Genomic DNA, 23,593 nt, shown 5'->3' with positions numbered 1-23,593 from the left:
AAAAGCCGGCACAGGAGCTACGACAATGGCTGACGCGGATGCAATCATCGTTGGCGGCGGGCTGGCCGGCCTGGCCGCAGCCGCGGAACTCGGCGATGCCGGCAAACGCGTGATCATCGTCGAGCAAGAGGGTGGCGGTTTTCTCGGCGGCCAGGCATTCTGGTCGCTCGGCGGCCTGTTTTTGGTCAACACGCCCGAGCAACGCCGCCTGCGCATCAAGGACAGCCGCGACCTCGCCTGGCAGGATTGGCTGGGCTCTGCCCAGTTCGACCGGCCCGAGGACCATTGGCCAAGGAAAGTGGCGGAAGCCTATGTCGATTTCGCCGCCGGCGAGATGCGGCCGTGGCTCTACGCCATGGGCATGCGCTGGTGGCCGGTGGTCGGCTGGGCCGAGCGCGGCGGCGCGCTGGCCAATGGCCACGGCAATTCAGTGCCGCGCTTCCACCTGACATGGGGCACTGGGCCGGGCGTGGTCGCGCCGTTCGAAAGGCGCGTGCGCGAGCACGTCGCCAAAGGGCTGATCACTTTGAAATTCCGTCATCAGGTCAGCCGGCTGATCAAGACCAACGGCGCGGTCACCGGCGTCGCGGGCGAAATTCTGGAGGCATCCGATGTCGAGCGCGGCAAGCAGTCGAGCCGCACGGCCGTCGGCGATTTCGACCTTTCGGCCGGTGTCGTGATCGTCACCTCCGGCGGCATCGGCGGCAATCATGAGTTGGTTCGCAAGGTCTGGCCGGTCGGGCGGCTGGGGCCAGCGCCGAAGCGTATGGTTGCCGGCGTGCCGCACCATGTCGACGGCCGCATGGTGGCGATCACCCAGGACGCCGGCGGGGCCGTCATCAACGCCGACCGCATGTGGCACTATGTCGAGGGGATCAAGAACTGGGATCCGATCTGGCCGAACCACGGCATTCGCATCCTGTCGGCGCCGTCGCCGCTATGGTTCGATGCTCTGGGACAACGCATGGAGGCGCCGTTCTTCCCGAGCTTCGATTCGCTCGGCACCTTGAAGCGTATCCTGTCGACGGGACACGATTATTCCTGGTTCGTGCTGAGCAAGACGATCGCTTCGAAGGAGTTCGTGCTGTCGGGTTCGGAGCAAAACCTAGACTTTACGGCCAAGGATTGGCGGGCCGTGCTGAAGAACCGGCGCGGCGGCAAGGCGCCACCATCGGTGGCAGCGTTCCTGGAAAAGGGCGAGGACTTCGTCGTCCGCGACAACCTGGCCGACTTGGTCGCCGGGATGAACGCGCTGTCAGGCGACAATCTGCTCGACTACGACGGGCTCAACGCCCAGATCGTGGCGCGCGATCGAGAGGTCGACCATGCCTATACCAAGGATGCGCAGGTCACAGCCATCCGCGGCGCACGCAACTACATCGGCGACAAGATCTTCCGGGTGACCAAGCCGCACAAGATACTCGATCCCAGGCACGGGCCGCTGATCGCGGTGCGCCTCAAAATCCTGACGCGCAAAACGCTTGGCGGCCTGCACACCAATCTCAATTCGCAGGTTCTCGATGGCAATGGCGCGCCCATTGCCGGGCTCTATGCGGCAGGCGAGGTGGCCGGCGGCGGTGGCGGCGGCTATCACGGCTACAATGCGCTGGAAGGGACATTTCTCGGCAGCTGCATCTTCTCCGGCAGGAACGCAGGCCGGCACGCCGCGGGCAGGTGACGCGGCTGGCGGGCCAAGAAAAGGTCGATGAGAACAGGACATCCGCCATGTCCCAGGATAGCGACCGCTTTCGATCGCTTGCCGCAACCCAGGCGGTCAGCAGTTGCGGCTTGCCGGCGCCGACGGTTCCCATGCGCTGGTGCTCGGCGCTGCGGCCCATCAGAGGCCTGCGTTACGCTGGCGCCACCGCGAAATTGAGCTTGAGGTCCTGAAGGCCTGGCCGCAAGGTCGGCCGGGCTACCACTCGGCGAAGGAGCCGTCCTTGTGACGCCAGACCGGGTTGCGCCAGCGGTGGCCTTCCTTGGCCCTTTCCTTGACGTAGTCCTCGTCGATTTCGACGCCGAGGCCGGGACCATCGGGGATTGCGACATAGCCATCCTCGTAGCGAAAGACGTCCTTGTTGGCGGCATAATCGAGCAAATCGTTTGCGGCGTTGTAGTGGATGCCGAGGCTCTGTTCCTGGATGAAGCAGTTGTAGCTGACGGCATCGAGCTGCAGGCAGGCGGCAAGCGCGATCGGCCCGAGCGGGCAGTGTGGCGCCACCGCAATGTCATAGGCCTCGGCCATCGCCGCGATCTTGCGGCATTCGGTGATGCCCCCGGCATGCGACAGGTCGGGTTGGATGATGTCGACGGCGCCTTGTTCGAACACCGACTTGAAATCCCAGCGGCTGTAAAGCCGCTCGCCGAGCGCGATCGGCGTCGAGCCCAGCGCTGCGATCTCCTTCAGCGCCTCGCGATTTTCGCTGAGCACCGGCTCCTCGATGAACATTAGCCGGAAGGGTTCCAACTCCTTGACCAGCATGCGCGCCATCGGCCGGTGGACGCGGCCGTGGAAATCGACGGCGATGCCAATGTTGGACCCGACGGCCTCGCGCACCATGGCGACTCGTTCGACAGCCGCATCTATTCTGTCATGGCTGTCGACGATCTGCAGTTCCTCGGTGCCATTCATCTTCAGCGCCTGGAAGCCGCGCGCCACCACTTCCCTGGCGCCCGCGGCCACTTCCGCCGGCCGGTCGCCGCCGATCCAGGAATAGACCTTGATGCTGTCGCGCAACTTGCCGCCGAGCAGTTCATGCACGGGCACGCCGAGCGCCTTGCCCTTGATGTCCCACAGCGCCTGGTCGATTCCGGCAATGGCGCTCATCAGGATCGGCCCGCCGCGGTAGAAGCCGCCGCGATGCATCACCGTCCAATGGTCCTCGATCAGGCGCGGGTCCTTGCCGATCAGATAATCGCCAAGTTCCTTGACCGCTGCCTCGACCGTCAGCGCACGGCCTTCGACCACAGGCTCGCCCCAGCCGGTAACGCCGGCATCAGTCTCGATCTTCAGGAACAGCCAGCGCGGCGGGACGATGTAGGGGGTGAGCGAGATGATTTTCATGCTGGTCTCAGTTGTTCTTGAGTTTCTTGGCGCTGACCAGGTCGCGCGCCGCAAGGTCGAGGATCCGGCCTGCCGCCGCACGCGCCGCCGCGGCATCGCGCATGCGCAGTGCCTCCACCACCTCGCGGTGCGCCGCCACTGCTTCCATGCGCCGAGCGAGCGAAATGGTCGCCGTTGCTTCAAGCGAGAATTTCAGCCCGGTGTCGATCAGATTGCCGATCTGGCGGAAGATCGGGTTGTGGCTCGCGGCATAGACGATCTGGTGGAAGGTGATGTCCGAGCGCGAGAAGGCGGCGAGATCCTCGCCGGCATTGGCCATGCCGCGCCAGGCGGCTTCGAGATCGGCGATCTCCTGCAGCGTCGCACGAGTCGCCGCCAGTTCAGCTACCAGAGGTTCGATGGCGCGGCGCGTCTCGAGGATGGCGTCGAACAATTTGTCGTCCAGCGCATGCGGCGCGTGCCAGGCCAGCACCTGCGGGTCGATGATGTTCCAGTTGTCCTGTTCACATACAACCGTGCCGATGCGCGGCCGCGACAGCACCAGCCCCTTGGCGGCCAGCACCTTCAGCGCCTCGCGGATGACGGTGCGGCTGACGCCATATTCGACGCCGAGCTCGTTTTCGGTCGGCAGAGACGAGCCGGCGGGATAGCGTCCGGAAAAGATGTCTGAGGCAAGCGCCTTGGTCACATCGGGCATGACGCGCGGGCGGCGGGTGTCGCCTGATGCCTTCTTCGAAGTTTCGGTCACCTCAGCCCTCCTCCAAGGCGGCGAAACCACTGATCTCGCGTCCCCGGCCTTACCGGATGCGGATGATTTGCGCCAGCGATCCCTGGTCAGAGCATGTAGCTCAATTATCATACCAGATCAATTGACGAGTATGATAAAAAGAATTAGAGACTCTGCATCCGGGCTGAGCGCCCGGCCACCGCTGGGAGGTAATCATGCGACTTCTGAAGACCGCGCTCGTCGCGGGCGCCCTTGCCGTGCTGTCCGTCACGACCATCGCTGCATATGCTCAGGACACCAAGATAGGTTTTATCGTCAAACAGCCCGAGGAGCCGTGGTTCCAGGACGAATGGAAGTTCGCCGACCAGGCCGCCAAGGAGAAGGGTTTTACCCTGGTCAAGATCGGCGCCGAGGACGGTGAGAAGCTGATGTCGGCGATCGACAATCTCGGCGCGCAGGGCGCGCAAGGCTTCATCGTCTGCACACCTGATGTGAAACTCGGCCCCGGCATCGTCGCCAAGGCCGCCGCCAACAATCTCAAGCTGATGACCGTTGACGACCGTCTGGTCGGCGCAGACGGCAAGGCCCTGGAAGACGTGCCGCATATGGGCATTTCGGCGACCAAGATCGGCGAGGCTGTCGGCCAGGCGATCGTCGACGAAATGAAGGCGCGCGGCTGGAAGGCCGACGAGGTTGGCGCCATCCGCGTCTCCTATGATCAGTTGCCGACCGCCGTCGACCGGGTCGAAGGCGCCATTTCGGTGCTGAAGGCCAACGGCTTCAAGGCCGAAAACATCTTTGACGCGCCGCAGGCCAAGACCGATACCGAGGCTGCGCTCAATGCGGCGACGGTGGTACTCAACGCCCATGCCGACATCAAGAAGTGGGTCTCCTTCGGCCTCAACGACGAAGCCGTGCTCGGCGCCGTGCGCGCTTCCGAAAGCGTCGGCATCCCGGCCGAAAACGTGATCGGCGTCGGCATTGGCGGCGCGGATTCGGCGATCAACGAGTTCAAGAAGCCGACCGCCACCGGCTTCGTCGGCACGGTGATCATCTCGCCGAAGCGTCACGGCTACGAGACTGCGCTCAACATGTATGACTGGGTCGCCAACAACAAGGAACCCGAGAAGCTCATCCTGACCGCCGGTGCGCTGGCCAAGCGCGACGACTACCAGACGGTCCGCAAGGGTCTCGGCATCGAATAATCCTCCCTGTACAAACAGGCGGCGGCTCAGTCGCCGCCTGTTTGGCATGGCAAAAGGATAGGCGCCCCATGTCCTTTCTCGACTTCTCGGAAATCACCAAGACCTATCCGGGCGTCAAGGCGCTGTCGGGCGTCTCGTTCGGCGTCGGCAAGGGCGTCGTGCACGGCCTGATGGGCGAGAACGGCGCCGGCAAATCCACGCTGATCAAGATTCTGTCCGGTGACCAGCATGCCGATGACGGCGAGATCCTCATCGACGGCAAGATGCAAGCCTATGCAACGACGCGAGATGCCTTCGACAATGGCGTCATCGTCATCCACCAGGAACTGCAGCTGGTTCCCGAGCTCACTGTTGCCGAAAACCTCAGCCTCGGCCGCTTCCCCGCCAACGCCGGCATCATCGCCCGTGCCAGGATGCTGGACGATGTTGGCGCCAAGCTGAAATCAGCCGGCATCGACATCGATATCAGCCGCAAGGTCAAGACGCTGTCGATCGGCGAGCGCCAGATGGTCGAGATCGCCAAGGCGATCATGCTCGACGCGCGCGTCATCGCTCTGGACGAGCCGACCTCGTCATTGTCGTCGCGCGAAAGCGAAATCCTGTTTGCCCTGATCGACCGCCTGCGCGGCGAGGGCAAGGTCATCATCTATGTCTCGCACCGGCTGGACGAAGTGTTCCGCCTCTGCGACAGCCTGACCGTGCTGCGCGACGGCAAGCTCGCGGCGCACCATGCGTCGCTGAAAAACGTCACACGCGACCAGGTCGTCACCGAAATGGTCGGCCGCGAAATCTCCGATATCTGGGGGTTTCGCCCACGCCCGGCCGGCGATGTCCGGCTGAAGGTCGACGCTGTTTGCGGAGTAAAACTGACGACGCCCGCCAGCTTCGAGGCGAGGGCGGGCGAGATCGTCGGCTTCTTCGGCCTGATCGGCGCGGGGCGCTCGGAACTGATGCGGCTGGTGTTCGGCGCCGACCCGCGCTCAGGTGGCACCATTACCGTTGATGGCAAGGTCGTGCATGCCACCGATCCGCATGACGCGATCCGCGCCGGCATCGTTTTGTGCTCGGAAGACCGCAAGCATGACGGCATCATCCAGGGCCGCTCGATCGAGGAGAACATCAACATCTCGTCGCGGCGTCATCACACGCGCTTCGGGATCCTGAACCGCGCCAGCGAGATCGCCACCGCCGAGACCTTCATCAAGAAGCTCAAGGTGCGCACGCCGTCGCGCAAGCAGGACATCATCAACCTCTCCGGTGGCAACCAGCAGAAGGTCATTCTCGGCCGCTGGCTGTCGGAGCAGGGCGTGCGCGTGCTTATCGTCGACGAGCCGACACGCGGTATCGATGTTGGCGCCAAAGCGGAAATCTACGAACTGCTCTACCAGCTTGCCGAAGACGGCATGGCGATCGTCGTCGTCTCGTCCGAACTGCCGGAAGTGATGGGCATTTGCGACCGCATCCTGGTGATGTGCGGCGGGTGCATCAGCGCCGAACTCGCCCGCGACCAGTTCGCCGAAAAAGCGATCCTGGCCGCTGCTCTTCCCGATCAGAAAACCCCCGACGCGATCGCATCCTGAGGATCTTTGCCATGACCGATCAGTTGAAGAAGATCCTGCTCGGCGAACAGGGCCTCGTCGTGATCTTCATCGTCGCCTTCGCGCTGGTGTCGCTGCTGGTGCCGAATTTTCTGACCGACCGCAACATGCTCGGCCTGCTGCAATCGGTGGTCACCGTCGGCATCGTCGCCTGCACGATGATGTTCTGCCTCGCCGCGCGCGACTTCGACCTCTCGGTCGGTTCGATCGTTGCTTTCGCCGGCATGGTCGCGGTGATGGCGTCGAACTATACCGGATCGATCATCCTCGGGCTTCTTGCGGCAATCGCCTGCGGCGCCTTCGTCGGCTTCATCAACGGCGTCGTCATCGCCAAATTCCGCATCAACGCGCTGATCACGACGCTTGCCACCATGCAGATCGTGCGCGGCCTTGCGCTGATCGCATCCGATGGCCGCGCCGTCGGCATCAACAGCCCGGATTTCTACCAGCTGGCGCTATCCAAGCTGTTCGGCATTCCGACGCCGGTCTGGGTCCTGGCCGTGCTGTTCTGCATCTTCGGTTTTGTCCTCAATCGTACCGTCTTCGGCAAGAACACGCTGGCCATCGGCGGCAACCCGGAGGCCTCGCGCCTGGCGGGCGTCAATGTCGACTGGACGCGCATCTGGATCTTTGCTCTGCAAGGCGTGGTCTGTGGCATCGCCGGCATCCTTTTGGCCTCGCGCATCACGTCGGGCCAGCCCAATGCGGCGGTCGGGCTTGAACTCTCGGTCATCTCGGCCTGCGTGCTCGGCGGCGTCTCGCTTGCCGGCGGCCGCGCCACCATGTCGGGCGTCATCGTCGGCGTGCTGATCATGGGCATTGCCGAAAACGCCATGAACCTGCTCAACATCCCAGCCTTCTACCAATACATTGTGCGCGGCGTGATCCTGCTGCTTGCCGTTTTGCTCGACAATCTGCGTTCGTCGGCACTGGGCCGGCGCTGATCCGTCTTCCAGTGGAGTGACAGCCATGGCTGAGCGCCTGTCCGGCAAACGCATCTTCCTCACCGGCGCCGCGCAAGGCATCGGGCTTGCCATCGCCGAGGCCTGCCTGGCCGAAGGGGCAAAACTGTTCCTGGTCGATCGCGACGGCGCGCTGCTGGACAAGACGGTCGCCGGCCTTGCCGCACCGCAGGGCCATGTCGGACATACCGCAGCCGACATCAGCGACGGGGCCGCGATTGCCGCTGCCGTCAGCCGGGCGACCGACGCGATCGGGCCGATCAACGCGCTGATCAACAATGCCGGGATGAATGTGTTCTCGACGCCGCTCGAGGCGACCGAGGAGGAGTGGAATCGCAATTTCGATGTCAACGTCAAAGGCGCCTGGAACTGCGCCAAGGCGGTGCTGCCGGCAATGATCGCAAATGGCGGTGGCGCGATCCTCAACATCGCCTCGACGCACAGCTTCACCATCATCCCTCATACCTTCCCCTATCCCGTGGCCAAGCACGCGCTGCTTGGGCTGACCAAGTCGGTGGCGCTGGAATATGCCGGGCAGGGCGTGCGCGTGAACGCGCTGGCGCCCGGTTATGTCGAGACGCAGAAGGCGACCGACTATTGGAACAGTTTTGCCGATCCGGTTGCGGCGCGCGCCAAGACGCTGGCGCTGCATCCCGGCGGCCGCATCGCCTCGGCGCGCGAGATCGCGCTGGCCGCTGTGTTCATGATTTCTGAGGAGTGCCCGTTCATGAACGCGGCGACCCTCGTCGTCGATGGCGGGCTCAGCCAGCTACAGCATCCCGCCTGAACGCTGGAGAGGCTCTATTTCTACCGCATCGACCGCCGGCCTACTGGAGCAAGCAGTCGCGATCAGAAACGCTCGCGATAGGCGCGCGGATTGGTGCCCAGCACGCGCAGAAAGCCGCGCCGCATGGTTTCTTCCGAGCCGAAACCGCAGCGGCGGGCCGTCTGGTTGACGGGCTGGCCCCGCTCCAGCATCCGCCGCGCCGCCTCGATCCGGATCTCCTCGATCGCGCGGGCAGGTGTCCGGCCGGTGGCCTCGCGATAGCGCCGCGAGAAGCTGCGCGGGCTCATATTGGCGTGGTCGGCCAACTGCGTGAGCGACAGGTCACCGGCCAGATTTTCGAGGATCCAGCCATGCAGCCGGTCGAAGCGCCCGTCGCCTTGCTGCAGCTTGAGGGTCTGGCTGAATTGCGCCTGGCCACCGGGACGTTTCAGGAAGACCACCAACTCGCGCGCCACGCCGAGCGCCGTGTGCCGGCCAAGGTCGGCCTCGACGAGGGAGAGGGCGAGATCGATCCCCGCCGTTACGCCGGCGGATGTCCAGACATTGCCGTCGCGGATGAAGATCGGATCGGGTTCGAGCCGGACCGCGGGAAAGCGCCGGGCGAACTCCGCGCAGCGTCCCCAATGGGTCACCGCGCGGCGGCCGTCGAGCAGGCCAGCCGTCGCCAGCAGCATGGCGCCGCTGCAGACGGAAGCGGTTCGCGTGGCATCGCGCGAGCGGCTGGCAATCCATTCGACCAGCTGGGCATCGTCGCAGGCCGCGTTGACGCCCCATCCGCCGGGGACAAGCAGCGTGTCGATCTCACCTCCGTGGGTTGGCAGCGCCGTGGCCTCCAGCACCAGACCGGCCGAGGTCCTTATCCGGGGCGAGGCGGCGACGACCACGACCTCGTAGGGGGCCGGCTCGCCCGCCTGCCGCTTGAAGTCGTTGGCGCTGGCAGACCTGGAGCGGTCCGCTGACGTCGAGGAGCTGGATGTCGGGATAGGCAAGCACTTCGATACGGCGCATCGGGTTTTGGCCTGAAACGAGGGGTGAATGGCAATCGTGCCAAACCATGATGCCGTAGATTGCCCGAAGTCAACCCACGGAGATTTCCATGCCCCTTCGTTTCGGCATCCTCGTATTCCCCAACGTCCAACAACTCGACCTCACCGGTCCCTACGAAGTCCTGGCGTCCGCCAAGGGCGCCGAAGTGGATCTGATCTGGAAAGATCGCAACCCGGTGATGTCGTCGACGAACCTCTCCCTCACCCCGACGGCGACCTTTGACGATTGCCGGCCCCTCGACGTGCTGTGCATTCCTGGCGGGGGCGGGGTCAACGCGCTGCTGGAGGACCAGACAGTCCTCGATTTCGTGTGGGAGCGCGCGGGGCAGGTGCGCTACATCACCTCCGTTTGCAGCGGTGCCCTGGTGCTTGGGGCGGCCGGACTGCTGAGGGGCAAGCGCGCGACCACGCACTGGTATGCGCATGATTTCCTTGAGGAGTTCGGAGCGATCCCGGTCGACGAGCGTATCGTCGAAGACGGCAAGCTCATCACCGCCGGCGGTGTCACTTCCGGGATCGATTTCGGCCTGGCGCTGGTTGCGAGGCTGCTTGGACAGGAGGAGGCCAAGATCGTGCAGCTCTCGCTCGAATACGCCCCGGCTCCTCCCTTTCGGTCCGGCACGCCCGCCGAGGCTTCGCCGGCCGTGCTGGCGCAGGCAAAGGAGCGGCTCGCGGGTTCAAGGCGGGTTCGCGAGGCAATCTTCGCTCGCTGGCGCGAGGCTCGCGCCGCCGCTGCGCCGGCGCGCATCCACGGCTGAAGCAGCAAGGCCGAAGGTGCATCCCCTGGCCCTTCGGCCTTGCTGCGTTTCCACTGTTGACAGGTCCCTTCGTCTGTGCAGAAATTGGTTGGACCATTGAACCACTTCGGTAATTGCCCCGGTGACCGAATTCAGCCTTCCGCCGATCCAGACGACGGCCCGCGACGACGCGGTGCTGAAGGCGTTGGCCGGCTTCGTCATGCGCGAGAAGCTGGAACCCGGTGAGAGGCTGCCGACCGAACGCATCCTCGCTGAGCGTCTGAAGGTCAGCCGCAACACGGTGCGCGAGGCGCTGACGCGCTGGGAAGGGCTTGGCCTGGTCGAGCGCCGGCAGGGCTCGGGCACCTATCTCAAGGCCGCCGTCTCGCTCGACATGCTGCACATGCCGCTGACGCTTGCCGGCGGCAATGATTTCACCGGCCTGATGCGCACGCTGGAAATCCGCCGCGCGCTGGAAGCGGAAGCCGCCGCCCTTTGCGCCATTCGTGCCGACAAGGACGACCTCGCCGAGATCGAGCGCAAGCTCGACATCATGGAGGAAGAGTTTCTCAGCCGCGCCGGCATGTCGTCGGAAGAGGACTGGGAATTCCATCAGGCGATCTACCGCGCCTGCGGCAATCCGCTGTTCGAGCAGATTATCGCCGCCATGCACGAACTGTTCCACCGCTTCTGGGAACATCCGCTCGGCGTGCGCGATTTCGGCCACGCAAGCTTTCCCTACCACCGCACCATGTTCGACTGCATCGCCGCGCACGATCCGGAAGGCGCCCGGGCCGAAGCGCTGAAGCTGATCGCCACGGTCGAGGACGATTTGAAGCGCGGCGCCGCCAACCTCAAACTTTCGGTCCGCACATGAACGAGCACAGCTTCGACCCAGGCATTTCCGGCAGCGACTATCTCGCCGAGGCGGCGACGCTTCTGGCGCATGACGACCCGTTCCCCGGCAATGCGGTGGTGCCGCCGATCTACCAGACCTCGCTGTTCACCTTCGCCAGCTATGCCGACATGGCCGACACCTTTGCCGGGCGCAGGAAACAGCCGATCTATTCGCGCGGCGACAATCCGACGGTGATGGAATTCGAGTCGCGCGTCGCAGCGCTTGAAGGTGCTGAAGCCGCACGTGGTTTTTCGAGCGGCATGGCTGCGATCAGCGCGACGTTGCTGGCTTTCGTCGGCGCAGGCGAACGCATCCTTGCGGTGCGCAATTGCTATGGCGACGCCTACCGACTGTTCGAGCGGCTGTTTCCGCGCCTGCATATCAAGGTCGACTATGTCGACGGCTCTGATCCGGATGCGGTGGCGGCGGCACTTCCCGGTGCGAAATTGCTCTATCTGGAAAGCCCGACCTCGATGATGTTCGAGCTGCAGGATCTCGAGCATCTGACGCGGCTGGCGAAAGAGCAGGGCATCGTCACCACCATCGACAATTCCTGGGCGACGCCGGTGTTCCAGAAGCCAATCCTGCACGGCGTCGATCTGGTGCTGCATTCCGCCTCGAAATATCTCGGCGGTCACAGCGACACCGTCGCCGGCGTGGTGGCCGGCTCGGCCGCTCACATCAAGCATATTAACGACCAGACCTACTCGCAGCTTGGCGCAAAGCTGTCGCCCTTCGAGGGCTGGCTGCTGTTGCGCGGCCTGCGCACGCTGCCGCTGAGACTGCCGCATCACATGAAGAGCGGGCTCACCATCACCGAGCGCTTGAAGGCGCATGACAAGGTCGAGCGGGTCAATCATCCTGCCTATTCCAATCATCCCGGCAAGAAGACGCTTGCCGGCTATGCCGGGCTGTTCTCCTTCGAGGTGACGGAGGATGTCGACATTCCCGCTTTCGTCGATGCGTTGAAATTTTTCCGCATTGGCGTCAGCTGGGGTGGTCATGAAAGCCTGGTCGTGCCGGCAAAGGCGTCGCTCGAGCAGACGCCGGGTCTCAATTCGATGGCGCGCTTCGGCGTCAGCCCCCGAACCATCCGCTTCAATGTCGGATTGGAAAGCGTCGAAGACCTCTGGGCCGATGTCGCCCAGGCCTTCGACAAAGCAAAAAAATAACTGGGTTCAAAATGGGAGTTCTGAACATGAAAAGACTGAGCATCATGCTTGCCACCGCTGCCGGCCTGGCGATCTCCGCCGGCGGCGCGCTGGCCGATACCACCCTCAAGCTGGTCGAGGTCATCACCAGCCCGCAGCGTACCGAATTCCTGAAGAAGCAGATCGCCGAGTTCGAGGCTGCCAATGCCGGCGTCAAGGTCGAGGTGGTCTCGCTGCCTTGGGGTCAGGCCTTCGAGAAATTCCTGACCATGGTGCAGGCCGGCGATACGCCCGACATCGTCGAGATGCCGGAGCGCTGGATGGGCCTCTACGCCACCAACGGCCAGCTCGAGGATCTCGGTCCCTACATGGCCAAATGGGATGATGCCAAAACGCTCGGCGACCGCGCCAAGCAGTTCGGCTCGACCGTCAACAACACCCAGTTCATGATCCCGTACGGCTACTATGTGAATGCGCTGTTCTGGAACAAGAAGCTGTTCAAGGAAGCCGGTCTCGACGGTCCGCCGGCGACGCTCGACGACTTCATCGCCGACTCCAAGAAGATCTCGGCCATTCCAGGCAAGTACGGCTATTGCTTGCGCGGTGGGCCGGGCGCCTTCAACGGCATGCACATGTTCATGAACATCGCCGCCGGCAAGGGCGGCTACTTCAACGAGGACGGCACCTCGACCATCAACGAGGAGGGCTCGGTCAAGGGCCTGCAGATGCTGGCCGACATGTACAAGGACGGGCTGGCGCCCAAGGATGCGGTGAGCTGGGGCTTTAACGAGACCGTCACCGGCTTCTATTCCGGCACCTGCGCCATGCTCAACCAGGATCCGGATGCGCTGATCGGCATTGCCGACAAGATGAGTGCCGACGATTTTGCCGTGGCGCCGCTGCCTGTGGGGCCAAGCGGCAAATCCTATCCGACGCTGGGCTATGCCGGCTGGGCGATGTTCGCCAATTCGCAGCACAAGGACGATGCCTGGAAGCTGATGGCGACGCTGTTGTCGCCCAAGGACAATCTCGAATGGGCCAAGGAAGTCGGCGTCGTGCCGATCCACAATGGCGCCGACCAGGATGCCCACTTCAAGACCGAGCAGTTCAAAGGCTGGTTCACCGAACTCAGCGACACTTCCAAATATGAAATGGTGACGCCGCCGACACATCTGGAGAACCTCGGCAATTTCGTCGACCAGGTGGCGATCAAGAATTTCCAGGAAGTGCTGCTCGGCCAGAAGTCGGCCAAGGACGTTGCCGATCAATGGGCCGCGTTCCTGACCAAGGAACAGCAGGACTGGCTGGCCAAGAACAAGAAGTAGTTCTTCCACCTTCTCCCCGTTTACGGGGAGAAGGTGGCCCGAATGCATGTCGCCCAAAAGTGCGTAGCGGTTTTGGGACAACGACATGCATAGACAGGCCCGGATGAGGGGCAGCGCGAGCACCCCAAGGCTGGCGCCGCCCCTCATTTGCCTGCCGGCATCTTCTCCCCGTGAACGGGGAGAAGGGTGCTGTTGCCGCTGTCGGCACCCACCCATGATTGTTGAGCGCTAATGACTTATGCCGTGTCCGAAATACGATCCGCCGGCCGGCCGCGAAAGAAGCGGCTGACGCATGCGGCCATCGAGCCCTGGCTTTATCTTTCGCCGGCGATCGTTCTGCTGGTCGTGGTGCTTTTGGTGCCGCTGATCATCGGCATCAGCTATTCGTTCCGGAAGTTCTCCGCCTTCAAATCCGAATATGTCGGCCTCGGCCAGTATCAGGCGATGCTGACCGACCAGGTGCTGGGGCAGGCGCTGGTCAACACGCTCTGGTGGACCGTCGCCAGCCTGTTCTTCCAGTTCTTCCTCGGCCTGGGCCTGGCGCTGCTGCTCGACAAACCGTTTGTCGGGCGCAAGTTCGTGCAGGCGGTGGTGTTCCTGCCCTGGGCGGTGCCATCTTTCCTGTCGGGCCTGACTTGGGCGTGGCTGTTCAATCCGATCATCGGACCACTGCCGCATTGGCTCTTCACGCTCGGGCTGAAGGCCGAGCCGACCAATGTGCTGTCCGATCCGGCCACCGCCATGTGGGGGCCGATCATCGCCAACATCTGGTTCGGCATTCCGTTCTTCGCCATCACTCTGCTGGCGGCGCTGAAGTCGATCCCGTCGGAACTGCATGAGGCGGCCGCAATCGACGGCGCTTCGCCCTGGCAGCGCTTCACCAAGGTGACGCTGCCGTTCCTGGCGCCGACCATCGTCATCACCGTCATGCTGCGTACGATCTGGATCGCCACCTTCGCCGATCTGATCTTTGTCATGACCGAGGGCGGGCCGGCAGGCTCGACCAGCACGGTGCCGGTCTACATCTATGTCAGTGCCTTCAAGTCGCTGGACAAGGGCTATGCCTCCGCGGTGGCGGTGCTGCTCTTGATCTTGCTGATCGCCTATGCGATCGCGCTGATCGCCATCCGCCGCTTGCTGGTGAGGCACGTCTGATGATTGCCGGACGCTCCACCTCCTCGCGCATCTTCAGCGGCATCGGCCTCTACGCGGCGATTGCCGCCTATATGATCTTTGCGCTGTTTCCGATCTTCTGGACGCTGAAGATTTCGGTAACGCCGGAGCGGCTGCTCTATTCCGAGGGCATCACGCTGTGGCCGTCGCAGACCACCTTCCGCAACTTCATCACTGTCCTGGAAGCCTCTGACTTCCCCCGCTATTTCCTCAACAGCGTTATCGTCTCGGTGTCGACGGCGGCCCTGGTGACAGTCATCGCCACGCTCGCCGGCTACGCCATGTCGCGCTTCACCTTTCGCGGCAAGGCAACGCTGGCGATCATGCTTTTGCTGACGCAAACCTTCCCGCTGGTGATGGTCATTCCGCCGATCTACCGCGTCATGGGCGAGCTTGGCCTGACCAACAGTCTGGTTGGTCTGATCATCATCTACACCGCCTTCAACACCGCCTTCGCCACCTTTCTGATGCAGTCCTTCTTCGACGGCATTCCGAAGGATCTGGAGGAAGCGGCGATGATCGACGGCTGCACGCGGGCGCAGGCGATGCGCAAGGTGATCGTGCCGCTGACCTTGCCCGGCATGGGCGCCACGCTCGGCTTCGTCTTCACCGCCGCCTGGAGCGAATTGCTGTTCGCGCTGATGCTGATCTCCAGCGACGACCAGAAGACCTTTGCCGTCGGCCTGCTCACCTATATCGGCAAGTTCGCCGTGGACTGGGGGCAGATGATGGCGGCGTCGATCCTGGCGCTGATCCCGGTCTGCATCTTCTTCGCCTTCCTGCAACGCTATCTCGTCACCGGCCTCACCGCCGGCGCGGTCAAAGGATAATCGATGGCTTCCGTCACGCTGCAAAACGTCGAGAAGGACTACGGTTCGCTGCGCATCCTGCACGGCGTCGACCTCGAAATCGCCGATGGCGAGTTCGTCGTTCTGGTCGGCCCGTCCGGCTGCGGCAAGTCGACCCTTTTGCGCATGATTGCCGGGCTGGAGGAAGTGTCGGGCGGCGAGATCCATATCGGCGATCGGCTGGTCAACGATGTCGCGCCGAAGGACCGCGATATTGCCATGGTTTTCCAGTCCTACGCGCTCTATCCGCACATGGACGTGTCGTCGAACATGGGCTTCAGCCTGCTTTTGAAGAAGGCGGAGAAGACGACGATCGACGGCAGGGTAGGGGCGGCGGCCAAGCGCCTCGGCCTCGACAGTTTCCTCGGACGTCTGCCTAGGCAACTGTCCGGCGGCCAGCGCCAGCGCGTCGCCATGGGCCGCGCCATCGTGCGCGATCCCAAAGTGTTCCTGTTCGACGAACCGCTCAGCAATCTCGACGCCAAATTGCGCGTCCATATGCGCGCCGAGATCAAGGCGCTGCACCAGCAGCTCAAGACCACATCGGTCTATGTCACCCACGACCAGATCGAAGCCATGACTATGGCCGACCGCATCGTCGTCATGCATGACGGTTACGTCCAGCAGGTCGGCCATCCGCTCGAACTCTACGATCGGCCGATCAACACTTTTGTGGCCGGCTTCATCGGCTCGCCCGGCATGAATTTCTTTCCGGCGACAGTCGCCAAGGGCGGCAAGGTGGATGCGGTGCTGGCCGACGGCCAGAAGCTGAGATTGCCTGATGGCTTGCCATCGAAGGATGGCGATGTGCTCACCGTCGGGCTACGGCCGGAGCACATCCAGCTTGCCGACGATGGTCCGCTCAAGGCAGAAGTCGAGGTGGTCGAGCCGCTCGGCCTGTCGACGCAGTTCTATGTCCGGCTCGCCAACCAGCTGGTTTGTGTCTTCGTCATGGGACGCAGCACTATCCGACCGCGCGATACGGTGCGGCTGTCTGCCGATCCGGCGGCGCTGCATCTGTTCGATCCCGCAAGCGGCAACCGCATCGGGTAATCCTATCGAAGGCTGCCCAGGCTGGCATACATGCCGGTGGTACGGAACTGCGTCGGGTTGATGCCGAAGAGCCGGCGGAAGACTTTCGAGAAATAGTTGGCGTCCTCGAAGCCGCACAGGATGGCGACCTCCTTGACCGGCAGGAAATCGGCTTTGGTTAGCAGCTTCGCCGCCCGCTGCAGCCGCTGCTGCAGCACGAACTCGGCCGGCGGAACGCCTTCGCTCTCGGCGAAGCAGCGCGAGAAATGGGCGCGGCTGAGGCCGCTGATCTGGACGAGCTCGGCCACGGGCAAGGGCTTGTCGAGATTGGCGTTGATATGATCGATGACCGGCTGCATGACGCTCTGTTTCTCAGTGAAGGCGTGCGAGCCGAAGACATCGTCGTAAAGCGCCATCGCCGCCTCATAGGCGATTGCCGAAGCAGCGCCAGGCGAAGCGCCGCCCTTGATCAGGCGCAGGCTGCAATCGGCGAGATGATCGATCGTCTCCGGCTGCAGCCGAAACACCGGGCCGGAGACGCTGAGTATGGATTTGTGGACGCGCAGCGCCTCCTCGCCATTCATCGAGATCCAGAAATATTCCCAGCGGTCGCCCTTCTCCAGCCAGTAGCGATGGTTGTGTGGCACCAGCACCAGCAGCGTGTCGTTGGCCTGCAGGCGGTAGTTGCGGTTCTCGTAGCGCAGCTGGCCGGTGCCGCTGATCGTGTGCTGCAGCACGGTGAACGGTGTCTGGCCGCGCTTGCGCCCATCCCAGTCATAGGTCACGCCCTCGCGTACTTCATAGCCGGTGCTGGTCGGCATGGCATGCAGGCGCTGGCGGCCGCGCGGCAGCGAAATGGTGCGCATCAACTGTCCGTTGGCGATCAGATCATGCAGCACAAAATTACCCTCGAAAGCATAATCGTTCTCTGGCCGCGCCCTGGAATAACGGCATAATCCAAATCCTGAGAACGCGAAAGACCCGCGGTCGAGGAGCGGGCGGGGAGGAGAACGAGCCGGAATTCCGGCTCGAATGGCATGCGCGCCGAGGCGAGCCGCCATTCCCTTTCCTGTTGCTCCTTACCCGGCATTCGAATGCATCGAGGTGAGGTGATGAGTTTCAAAATCGCTATTATCGGCGCCGGCAGCGTCGGCTTCACCAAGAAGCTGTTCACCGATATTTTGTGCGTCCCGGAATTCAGCGACATCGAATTCGCGCTGACCGATCTCAGCGAACACAATCTGCAAATGATCAAGGCGATCCTCGACCGCATCGTCGAGGCCAACAAGCTGCCGACCAGGGTGACGGCGACGACCGACCGCCGCAAGGCGCTGGAAGGCGCGCGCTACGTCATCAGCTGCGTGCGGGTGGGCGGGCTCGAAGCCTATGCCGACGATATCCGCATTCCCTTGAAATACGGCATCGACCAGTGCGTCGGTGACACGATTTGCGCCGGGGGCATCCTCTACGGCCAGCGCAACATCCCGGTCATCCTCGACTTCTGCGAGGATATATTGGAGGTCGCCGAGCCAGGCGCCAAATTCCTCAACTATGCCAACCCGATGGCGATGAACACCTGGGCGGCGATCGAATATGGCAAGGTCGATACGGTCGGCCTCTGCCACGGTGTCCAGCACGGCGCCGAACAGATCGCCGAAGTGCTCGGCGCCAAGTCGCACAGCGAACTCGATTATGTCTGCTCCGGTATCAACCACCAGACCTGGTTCATCGATTTGCGGCTCAACGGCCGCAAGATCGGCAAGGACGAACTGGTGGCTGCCTTCGAGGCGCATCCGGTCTATTCGCAGCAGGAAAAGCTGCGCATCGACGTGCTGAAGCGCTTCGGCGTCTACTCCACCGAAAGCAACGGTCATCTCTCCGAATATCTGCCCTGGTATCGCAAGCGGCCGGACGAAATCACCCGCTGGATCGACATGTCCGACTGGATCCATGGCGAGACCGGCGGCTATCTTCGCTACTCCACGGAAACCCGCAACTGGTTCGAGACGGAATATCCGCAATTCCTCGAAGCGGCGTCGAAGCCGCTCGACGTATCGAAGCGCTCGAACGAGCATGCCAGCCATATTCTCGAAGCGCTGGAGACGAACCGCGTCTATCGCGGCCACTTCAACGTCAAGAACACCGGCATCATCACCAATCTGCCGCAGGACGCGATCATCGAATCACCCGGTTTCGTCGATCGCTTCGGCATCAACATGGCGTCAGGCATCACGCTGCCGGAAGCCTGCGCGGCCACCTGCATGGCTTCGATCAACGTTCAGCGCATGTCGGTGCATGCGGCTGTTACGGGCGACATTGACCTGCTCAAGCTCGCGGTGCTGCACGATCCGCTGGTGGGTGCGGTGTCGACGCCGGAAGAGGTCTGGCAGATGGTCGACGAGATGGTCGTCGCCCAGGCGCGTTGGCTGCCGCAATACGCCGATGCCGTGCCGGCCGCCAAGGAGCGGCTTTCGAAATCGATGGTGAAAACCCGCGACTGGGCGGGTGCGGCGCGGCGCAAAGTGCGCTCGATCGAGGAACTGCGCGCCGAAAAAACGGCCCTGAAACAGGCCGGCTGAGAATGCTGGCAGGCGGACAGCGGGAGGCCGGTTCGCCAATCAGCCATCATGAATAGATGCGGGCAGCAGCAGACGTCGAAACATCTGGGAGGAACACAATGAGGAACTTTCGTGGAATTGGAATTCTCGCCGGGCGAAGAATGGGCATTCTCGCCGGGCTGGCGCTGAGCGTCTCGGCATTGGCGCTTGGCAGTGCATACGCGTCCGAGCCGACCACGCCGCCGGCGCCGGCGGCGTTTCCCGCCGAGGGCAAGATCAAATACGTCGCCCGCGATTCCATCCTGGAGTTCAAGGCGCTGCCCGAATATCACGAGCCCGAGTGGGTCACCGAGAAATACGTCAAGACTGGCAAGCTGCCGCCGGTCAAGGATCGCCTGCCGAAGGACCCGCTGGTGTTCAAGACCGGCAACATGCCGGACGGCATCGGCGTTTATGGCGACACCATGCGCCACGTCATTGGCGGCCGGCCGGAAGGCTGGAATTATGGCGCCGGCCAGACCCAAGGATGGGGCGGCATCGACATCGGCCTTTCGGAATGCCTGACGCGCACCGCGCCTTTGTTCCAGGTCGAGGCCAAGGACACCGAGCCGCTGCCCAACCTCGCCAGGAGCTGGCACTGGTCGAAGGATGGCCACACGCTGACCATGCACCTGGTCGAAGGCGCCAAATGGTCTGACGGCGTTGCCTTCAATGCCGACGATGTCATGTTCTACTGGGACGATGAGGTCGTCGACCCCAATGTCTCGCCGTTGAACGGCGCCACAGCGGAAACCTTCGGTGTCGGCACGACGCTGAAGAAGGTCGACGATTACACCGTCGAGTGGACCTTCAAGGACGCTTTCCCCAAACAGTATCTCTACGCCATGGCCTATGGCACCTTCTGCCCCGGCCCAGCGCATATCCTCAAGCCGCAGCATCCGAAGTACTCGAAGAATACCTACGAGCAGTTCAAGAACGCGTTCCCGCCGGAATATATGAACATTCCGGTGATGGGCGCCTGGGTGCCGGTGGAGTATAGGCCCGACGACATCATCGTCTTGCGCCGCAATCCCTACTACTGGAAGGTCGACGAGAAGGGCAACCAGCTGCCCTATCTCAACGAACTGCACTACAAGCTGTCGACCTGGGCCGACCGCGACGTGCAGGCGGTGGCAGGGGCCGCCGACTTCTCCAACCTCGAGCAGCCGGAGAATTTCGTCGCTTCGCTGAAGCGAGCGGCGGACAAGGACGCGCCGGCCCGGCTCGCCTTTGGCCCGCGCCTGATCGGCTACAATCTGCGCATGAACTTTTCCGCCAATGGCTGGGGCAATCCCGACGAACGCGGCCAGGCGATCCGCGAGCTCAATCGCAATGAGGACTTCCGCAAGGGCATCACCATGGCGCTCGACCGCAAAGCGCTCGGCGACTCGCTGGTCAAGGGGCCGTTCACCGCCATCTACCCCGGTGGCTTTTCCTCGGGCACCAGCTTCTATGACCGCAACTCGACCGTCTACTATCCCTTCGACATCGAGGGCGCCAAGGCGGAACTGGCCAAGGCTGGTCTCAAGGATACGGATGGCGACGGCTTCGTGAACTTCCCGGCCGGGACCGCCGGCGGCAAGAATGTCGAGATCGTGATGCTGGTCAACAATGACTACGGCACTGACAAGAGCCTCGCCGAAGGCGTCGTCGGCCAGATGGAAAAGCTTGGCATCAGGGTCGTGCTCAACGGCCTCAACGGCACCCAGCGTGATGCCTCGCAATATTCCGGCCGCTTCGACTGGCTGATCAGGCGCAACGAGCAGGAGCTGACTTCCGTCGTGCAGAATACCGTGCAACTCGCGCCCGTCGGACCCAAGACCAGCTGGGATCACCGCGCGCCCGAAAGCGGCGTGGTCGACCTGATGCCGTTCGAAAAGGAGCTTGTCGACATCGTCGATAAGTTCGTCTCCTCGTCAGACAATGACGAGCGCGCCAGCCTGATGAAGACGTTCCAGAAGATCTCGACGGAACATGTCTACAATATCGGACTGACCGAATATCCCGGCGCCCTGATCATCAACAAGCGCTTCTCCAACATCCCGCAGGGAACGCCGATCTTCATGTTCAACTGGGCCGAGGATTCGATCGTGCGCGAACGCGTCTTCGTCGCCGCCGACAAGCAGCAAAAATACGAACTCTTCCCCGAGCAGCTTCCCGGCAAGCCCGGCGACAAGGGTCCGACGAACTGAGTTTCCTCCCCTGGCTGACGCCCGGCCGCGCTGCGCGCGCGGCCGGGACGGAGTAAGGTCAGCGGCAACAGATTAGATCCAAGGAGGAGAAACGGTCCGATGCTGCGATTCCTGGCCATGCGCATAGCATCGGCGGTGCCGGTCATGGTCATCCTGAGCCTGGTCACCTTTGCCATCATCCAGGCGCCGCCGGGCGACTATGCCGACTATATCCGTTCGCAGCTCATCAACCAGGGCGGGGCGTCTTTTGCCGAAGCCGACGCGCAGGCGCAGGCCTATCGGGTCGAGCACGGCCTCGATAAACCGCTGCCCGTCCAGTACCTGAACTGGGTCGCCGGCATCATCACCCGCGGCGATTTCGGCTACAGCCTCTATTACAACAAGCCGGTCGCCGCCGTAGTCGGCGAGCGGCTGCCGCGCACGCTGCTGCTGGCATTGGTCTGCCATCTGCTGGCCTCGGTGCTCGGCATCACCTTCGGCATCTGGGCGGCGACCAGGCAATACACGTGGATCGACTCGGTGCTGTCGGCCATCTCCTTCCTCGGCATGACGGTGCCGCGCTTCCTGATGGCGCTGATCATCGTCTATCTCCTGGTCTTCCAGTTCAACGTGTCGGAGATCGGCAGCTTCTTCTCGCCGCAATATGGCGGCGCGCCGTGGTCGTGGGCGAAATTCGCCGACCTCGTCAAGCATATCTGGCCGGTGGTGGCGATCGCCACCTTCGGCGGGCTCGCCTACAATATGCGCGTCATGCGCGGCAATCTGCTCGATACGCTGAACGCGCAATATGTCGAGACGGCCAAGGCCAAGGGCCTGACCGGCAGCGCCGTCGTCATGCGCCATGCCGTGCCCAACGCGCTGCACCCGCTCATCATGTATCAGGGCGTGGTGCTGCCCTACATGCTGACCGGCGAGATCGAGACGGCGATCATCTTTGCGCTGCCGACGGTCGGGCCGGCCATTGTCGGCTCGATGGCGGTCGGCGACGTCTATGTCACGGCGACCTTCATGATGGTGCTGTCGGCAACGCTGATCGTCGGCAACATCATCGCCGACATGCTGCTCGCGCTGCTCGATCCGCGCGTGCGCCAGTTCAGGGAGAGCTAGATGCTGGCGCGCGACCCATCCCCGCCGCCGCCACCGGCTGAAGCAACCGCGATTGCGACCCCGCGCGGCAATGAGAGCTATATGGCGCTGGTCTGGCGCCGGCTGAGGCGCTCCTGGACCGGCATGGCCGGGCTGATCCTGGTGGTGCTTCTGGTGCTGATGGCGCTGTTCGCCGATTTCTTCGCGCCGATGGACCCCAAGGTGACCGATGTCGCTTTCGCCCCGCCGCAAGTGATGAGTTTTCACGACAGAGACGGGAATTTCGTGCTCCAGCCGCGGGTCTATGCGCTGGCGGATTCTGCTGACCTCGACCCGGTCACCTTCCAGCCGGTCGTCGGGCCGGATTACGAGCATCCGCGCCTGCTCGGCTTCTTCGTCAAGGGCGCCGACTACCGGCTGCTTGGACTGATCCCCGCCAACCGGCATTTCTTCGCTTCGGCCGACGGCCAGCCGGTGCATTTTCTCGGCACCGACAAATTCGGCCGGGATGTGTTGTCGCGCGCCATCCAGGGCTCGCGCGTCTCGCTGATGATAGCGCTGACGGTGGTGTTCATCATCACCGTCATCGGCACCACGGTCGGCATGGTCTCGGGCTATTTCGGCGGCCGCTTCGACGTCTGGATGCAGCGCTTTGTCGAGCTGGTGCTCGCCTTCCCGCAATTGCCGCTCTATCTTGCGCTGACGACGCTGATCCCGGTGACCGCGCCGACCAACGTCTTCCTCGCCTTCGTCATCATCGTCATGTCGGCGCTGGGCTGGGCGCAGATGTCGCGCGAGGTGCGCGGCAAGACGCTGGCGCTGGCGCGGATCGACTATGTGCGCGCCGCCATGGCGGTCGGCGCCACCGACATGCGCATCATCATGCAGCACATTTTCCCCAATGTGATGAGCCACGTCATCGTCGCCGTGACGATCGCCATCCCGACGGTGGTGCTGCTCGAAGCCTTTCTCGGCTTCCTCGGCTTCGCGGTGAAGCCGCCGCTGATCTCGTGGGGGCTGATGCTGCAGGACACGGCTACCTATTCGGTCATCGGCACCTATCCGTGGATCCTGTCGCCGGTCGGCTTCGTGCTGATCACCGTCTTTGCCTTCAACGCGCTGGGCGACGGCCTGCGCGATGCCGTCGATCCTTATTGAGGTGGCC

19 protein-coding genes and 1 pseudogene are annotated in these 23,593 nt (G+C 63.2%); 16 read left to right on the top strand and 4 right to left on the bottom strand.

Going from position 1 to position 23,593, the window contains the following annotated elements; translation table 11 throughout:
• Window positions 1-25: 25 nt before the first annotated feature.
• Complete coding sequence (locus NKI96_RS08135) at window positions 26-1,678, top strand: FAD-binding dehydrogenase (RefSeq protein ID WP_023729466.1); 1,653 nt, start codon at window positions 26-28, stop codon at window positions 1,676-1,678.
• Window positions 1,679-1,915: 237 nt separating this feature from the next.
• Here NKI96_RS08135 and dgoD read toward each other — a convergent pair whose 3' ends face one another.
• Window positions 1,916-3,064, bottom strand: a complete 1,149-nt coding sequence (gene dgoD, locus NKI96_RS08130) for a galactonate dehydratase (protein WP_023736036.1) — start codon at window positions 3,062-3,064, stop codon at window positions 1,916-1,918.
• A gap of 7 nt (window positions 3,065-3,071) precedes the next feature.
• Window positions 3,072-3,761 (bottom strand): FadR/GntR family transcriptional regulator, encoded by a 690-nt coding sequence (locus NKI96_RS08125; protein ID WP_245259915.1) that lies wholly within the window; start codon window positions 3,759-3,761, stop codon window positions 3,072-3,074.
• Between the two features lie 245 nt (window positions 3,762-4,006).
• Between NKI96_RS08125 and NKI96_RS08120 the strand changes: the two genes are divergently transcribed.
• From NKI96_RS08120 to NKI96_RS08105, 4 genes are all read left to right on the top strand, one after another.
• Window positions 4,007-4,996, top strand: coding sequence for an arabinose ABC transporter substrate-binding protein (locus NKI96_RS08120; protein ID WP_023668118.1), 990 nt, complete (start codon window positions 4,007-4,009; stop codon window positions 4,994-4,996).
• Window positions 4,997-5,064: 68 nt separating this feature from the next.
• Window positions 5,065-6,576, top strand: a complete 1,512-nt coding sequence (gene araG / locus NKI96_RS08115) for an L-arabinose ABC transporter ATP-binding protein AraG (protein ID WP_352803695.1) — start codon at window positions 5,065-5,067, stop codon at window positions 6,574-6,576.
• 11 nt (window positions 6,577-6,587) lie between these two features.
• On the top strand, window positions 6,588-7,538 hold the full coding sequence (araH, locus tag NKI96_RS08110; RefSeq protein WP_023815856.1) for an L-arabinose ABC transporter permease AraH: 951 nt from the start codon (window positions 6,588-6,590) through the stop codon (window positions 7,536-7,538).
• A gap of 25 nt (window positions 7,539-7,563) precedes the next feature.
• Entirely contained in the window at window positions 7,564-8,343 is a 780-nt protein-coding gene (locus NKI96_RS08105) for an SDR family oxidoreductase (RefSeq protein WP_352803692.1), read from the top strand.
• 62 nt (window positions 8,344-8,405) lie between these two features.
• Here NKI96_RS08105 and NKI96_RS08100 read toward each other — a convergent pair.
• Window positions 8,406-9,351: pseudogene (locus tag NKI96_RS08100) on the bottom strand (GlxA family transcriptional regulator).
• An 88-nt stretch (window positions 9,352-9,439) separates the two neighbouring features.
• Here NKI96_RS08100 and NKI96_RS08095 point away from each other — a divergent pair.
• The 7 genes from NKI96_RS08095 to NKI96_RS08065 all read left to right on the top strand — a co-directional run bounded on the left by NKI96_RS08095 (window position 9,440) and on the right by NKI96_RS08065 (window position 16,574).
• Window positions 9,440-10,147, top strand: a complete 708-nt coding sequence (locus tag NKI96_RS08095; protein WP_352803687.1) for a DJ-1/PfpI family protein — start codon at window positions 9,440-9,442, stop codon at window positions 10,145-10,147.
• A 121-nt stretch (window positions 10,148-10,268) separates the two neighbouring features.
• The gene (locus NKI96_RS08090) at window positions 10,269-11,003 is read left to right on the top strand and encodes a FadR/GntR family transcriptional regulator (protein ID WP_023668124.1); all 735 of its coding nucleotides are present in this window, start codon (window positions 10,269-10,271) and stop codon (window positions 11,001-11,003) included.
• Complete coding sequence (locus NKI96_RS08085; RefSeq protein ID WP_352803684.1) at window positions 11,000-12,196, top strand: PLP-dependent transferase; 1,197 nt, start codon at window positions 11,000-11,002, stop codon at window positions 12,194-12,196. Before NKI96_RS08090 ends, NKI96_RS08085 begins: the two co-directional genes overlap by 4 nt.
• Before the next feature lie 26 nt (window positions 12,197-12,222).
• Window positions 12,223-13,500 (top strand): ABC transporter substrate-binding protein, encoded by a 1,278-nt coding sequence (locus NKI96_RS08080; protein WP_352803682.1) that lies wholly within the window; start codon window positions 12,223-12,225, stop codon window positions 13,498-13,500.
• 231 nt (window positions 13,501-13,731) lie between these two features.
• Window positions 13,732-14,655: a carbohydrate ABC transporter permease gene (locus tag NKI96_RS08075; protein ID WP_023748105.1), complete on the top strand. Its 924-nt coding sequence runs from the start codon at window positions 13,732-13,734 to the stop codon at window positions 14,653-14,655.
• The gene (locus NKI96_RS08070; protein WP_023668128.1) at window positions 14,655-15,503 is read left to right on the top strand and encodes a carbohydrate ABC transporter permease; all 849 of its coding nucleotides are present in this window, start codon (window positions 14,655-14,657) and stop codon (window positions 15,501-15,503) included. Before NKI96_RS08075 ends, NKI96_RS08070 begins: the two co-directional genes overlap by 1 nt.
• A 3-nt stretch (window positions 15,504-15,506) precedes the next feature.
• Entirely contained in the window at window positions 15,507-16,574 is a 1,068-nt protein-coding gene (locus NKI96_RS08065; RefSeq protein WP_023668129.1) for an ABC transporter ATP-binding protein, read from the top strand.
• 2 nt (window positions 16,575-16,576) lie between these two features.
• Here NKI96_RS08065 and NKI96_RS08060 read toward each other — a convergent pair whose 3' ends face one another.
• Window positions 16,577-17,419, bottom strand: a complete 843-nt coding sequence (locus NKI96_RS08060; protein ID WP_502900255.1) for an AraC family ligand binding domain-containing protein — start codon at window positions 17,417-17,419, stop codon at window positions 16,577-16,579.
• Between the two features lie 246 nt (window positions 17,420-17,665).
• On the opposite strand from NKI96_RS08060, the gene NKI96_RS08055 reads away from it, so the two are divergent.
• The 4 genes from NKI96_RS08055 to NKI96_RS08040 all read left to right on the top strand — a co-directional run bounded on the left by NKI96_RS08055 (window position 17,666) and on the right by NKI96_RS08040 (window position 23,586).
• A complete protein-coding gene (locus NKI96_RS08055) occupies window positions 17,666-19,132 on the top strand; it encodes an alpha-glucosidase/alpha-galactosidase (RefSeq protein ID WP_023729456.1) in 1,467 nt (488 codons plus the stop codon).
• A 98-nt stretch (window positions 19,133-19,230) separates the two neighbouring features.
• Window positions 19,231-21,342: an ABC transporter substrate-binding protein gene (locus tag NKI96_RS08050; RefSeq protein WP_352803675.1), complete on the top strand. Its 2,112-nt coding sequence runs from the start codon at window positions 19,231-19,233 to the stop codon at window positions 21,340-21,342.
• Between the two features lie 99 nt (window positions 21,343-21,441).
• Window positions 21,442-22,449, top strand: a complete 1,008-nt coding sequence (locus tag NKI96_RS08045) for an ABC transporter permease (RefSeq protein WP_352803672.1) — start codon at window positions 21,442-21,444, stop codon at window positions 22,447-22,449.
• On the top strand, window positions 22,450-23,586 hold the full coding sequence (locus NKI96_RS08040) for an ABC transporter permease (protein WP_023687914.1): 1,137 nt from the start codon (window positions 22,450-22,452) through the stop codon (window positions 23,584-23,586).
• Window positions 23,587-23,593 lie beyond the last annotated feature (7 nt).

The organism is Mesorhizobium sp. M0292, from assembly GCF_040321695.1.
Taxonomy (GTDB): domain Bacteria; phylum Pseudomonadota; class Alphaproteobacteria; order Rhizobiales; family Rhizobiaceae; genus Mesorhizobium.
Note: the sequence above shows the minus strand (reverse complement) of the source record. Positions and strands in the feature narration are given on the sequence as shown.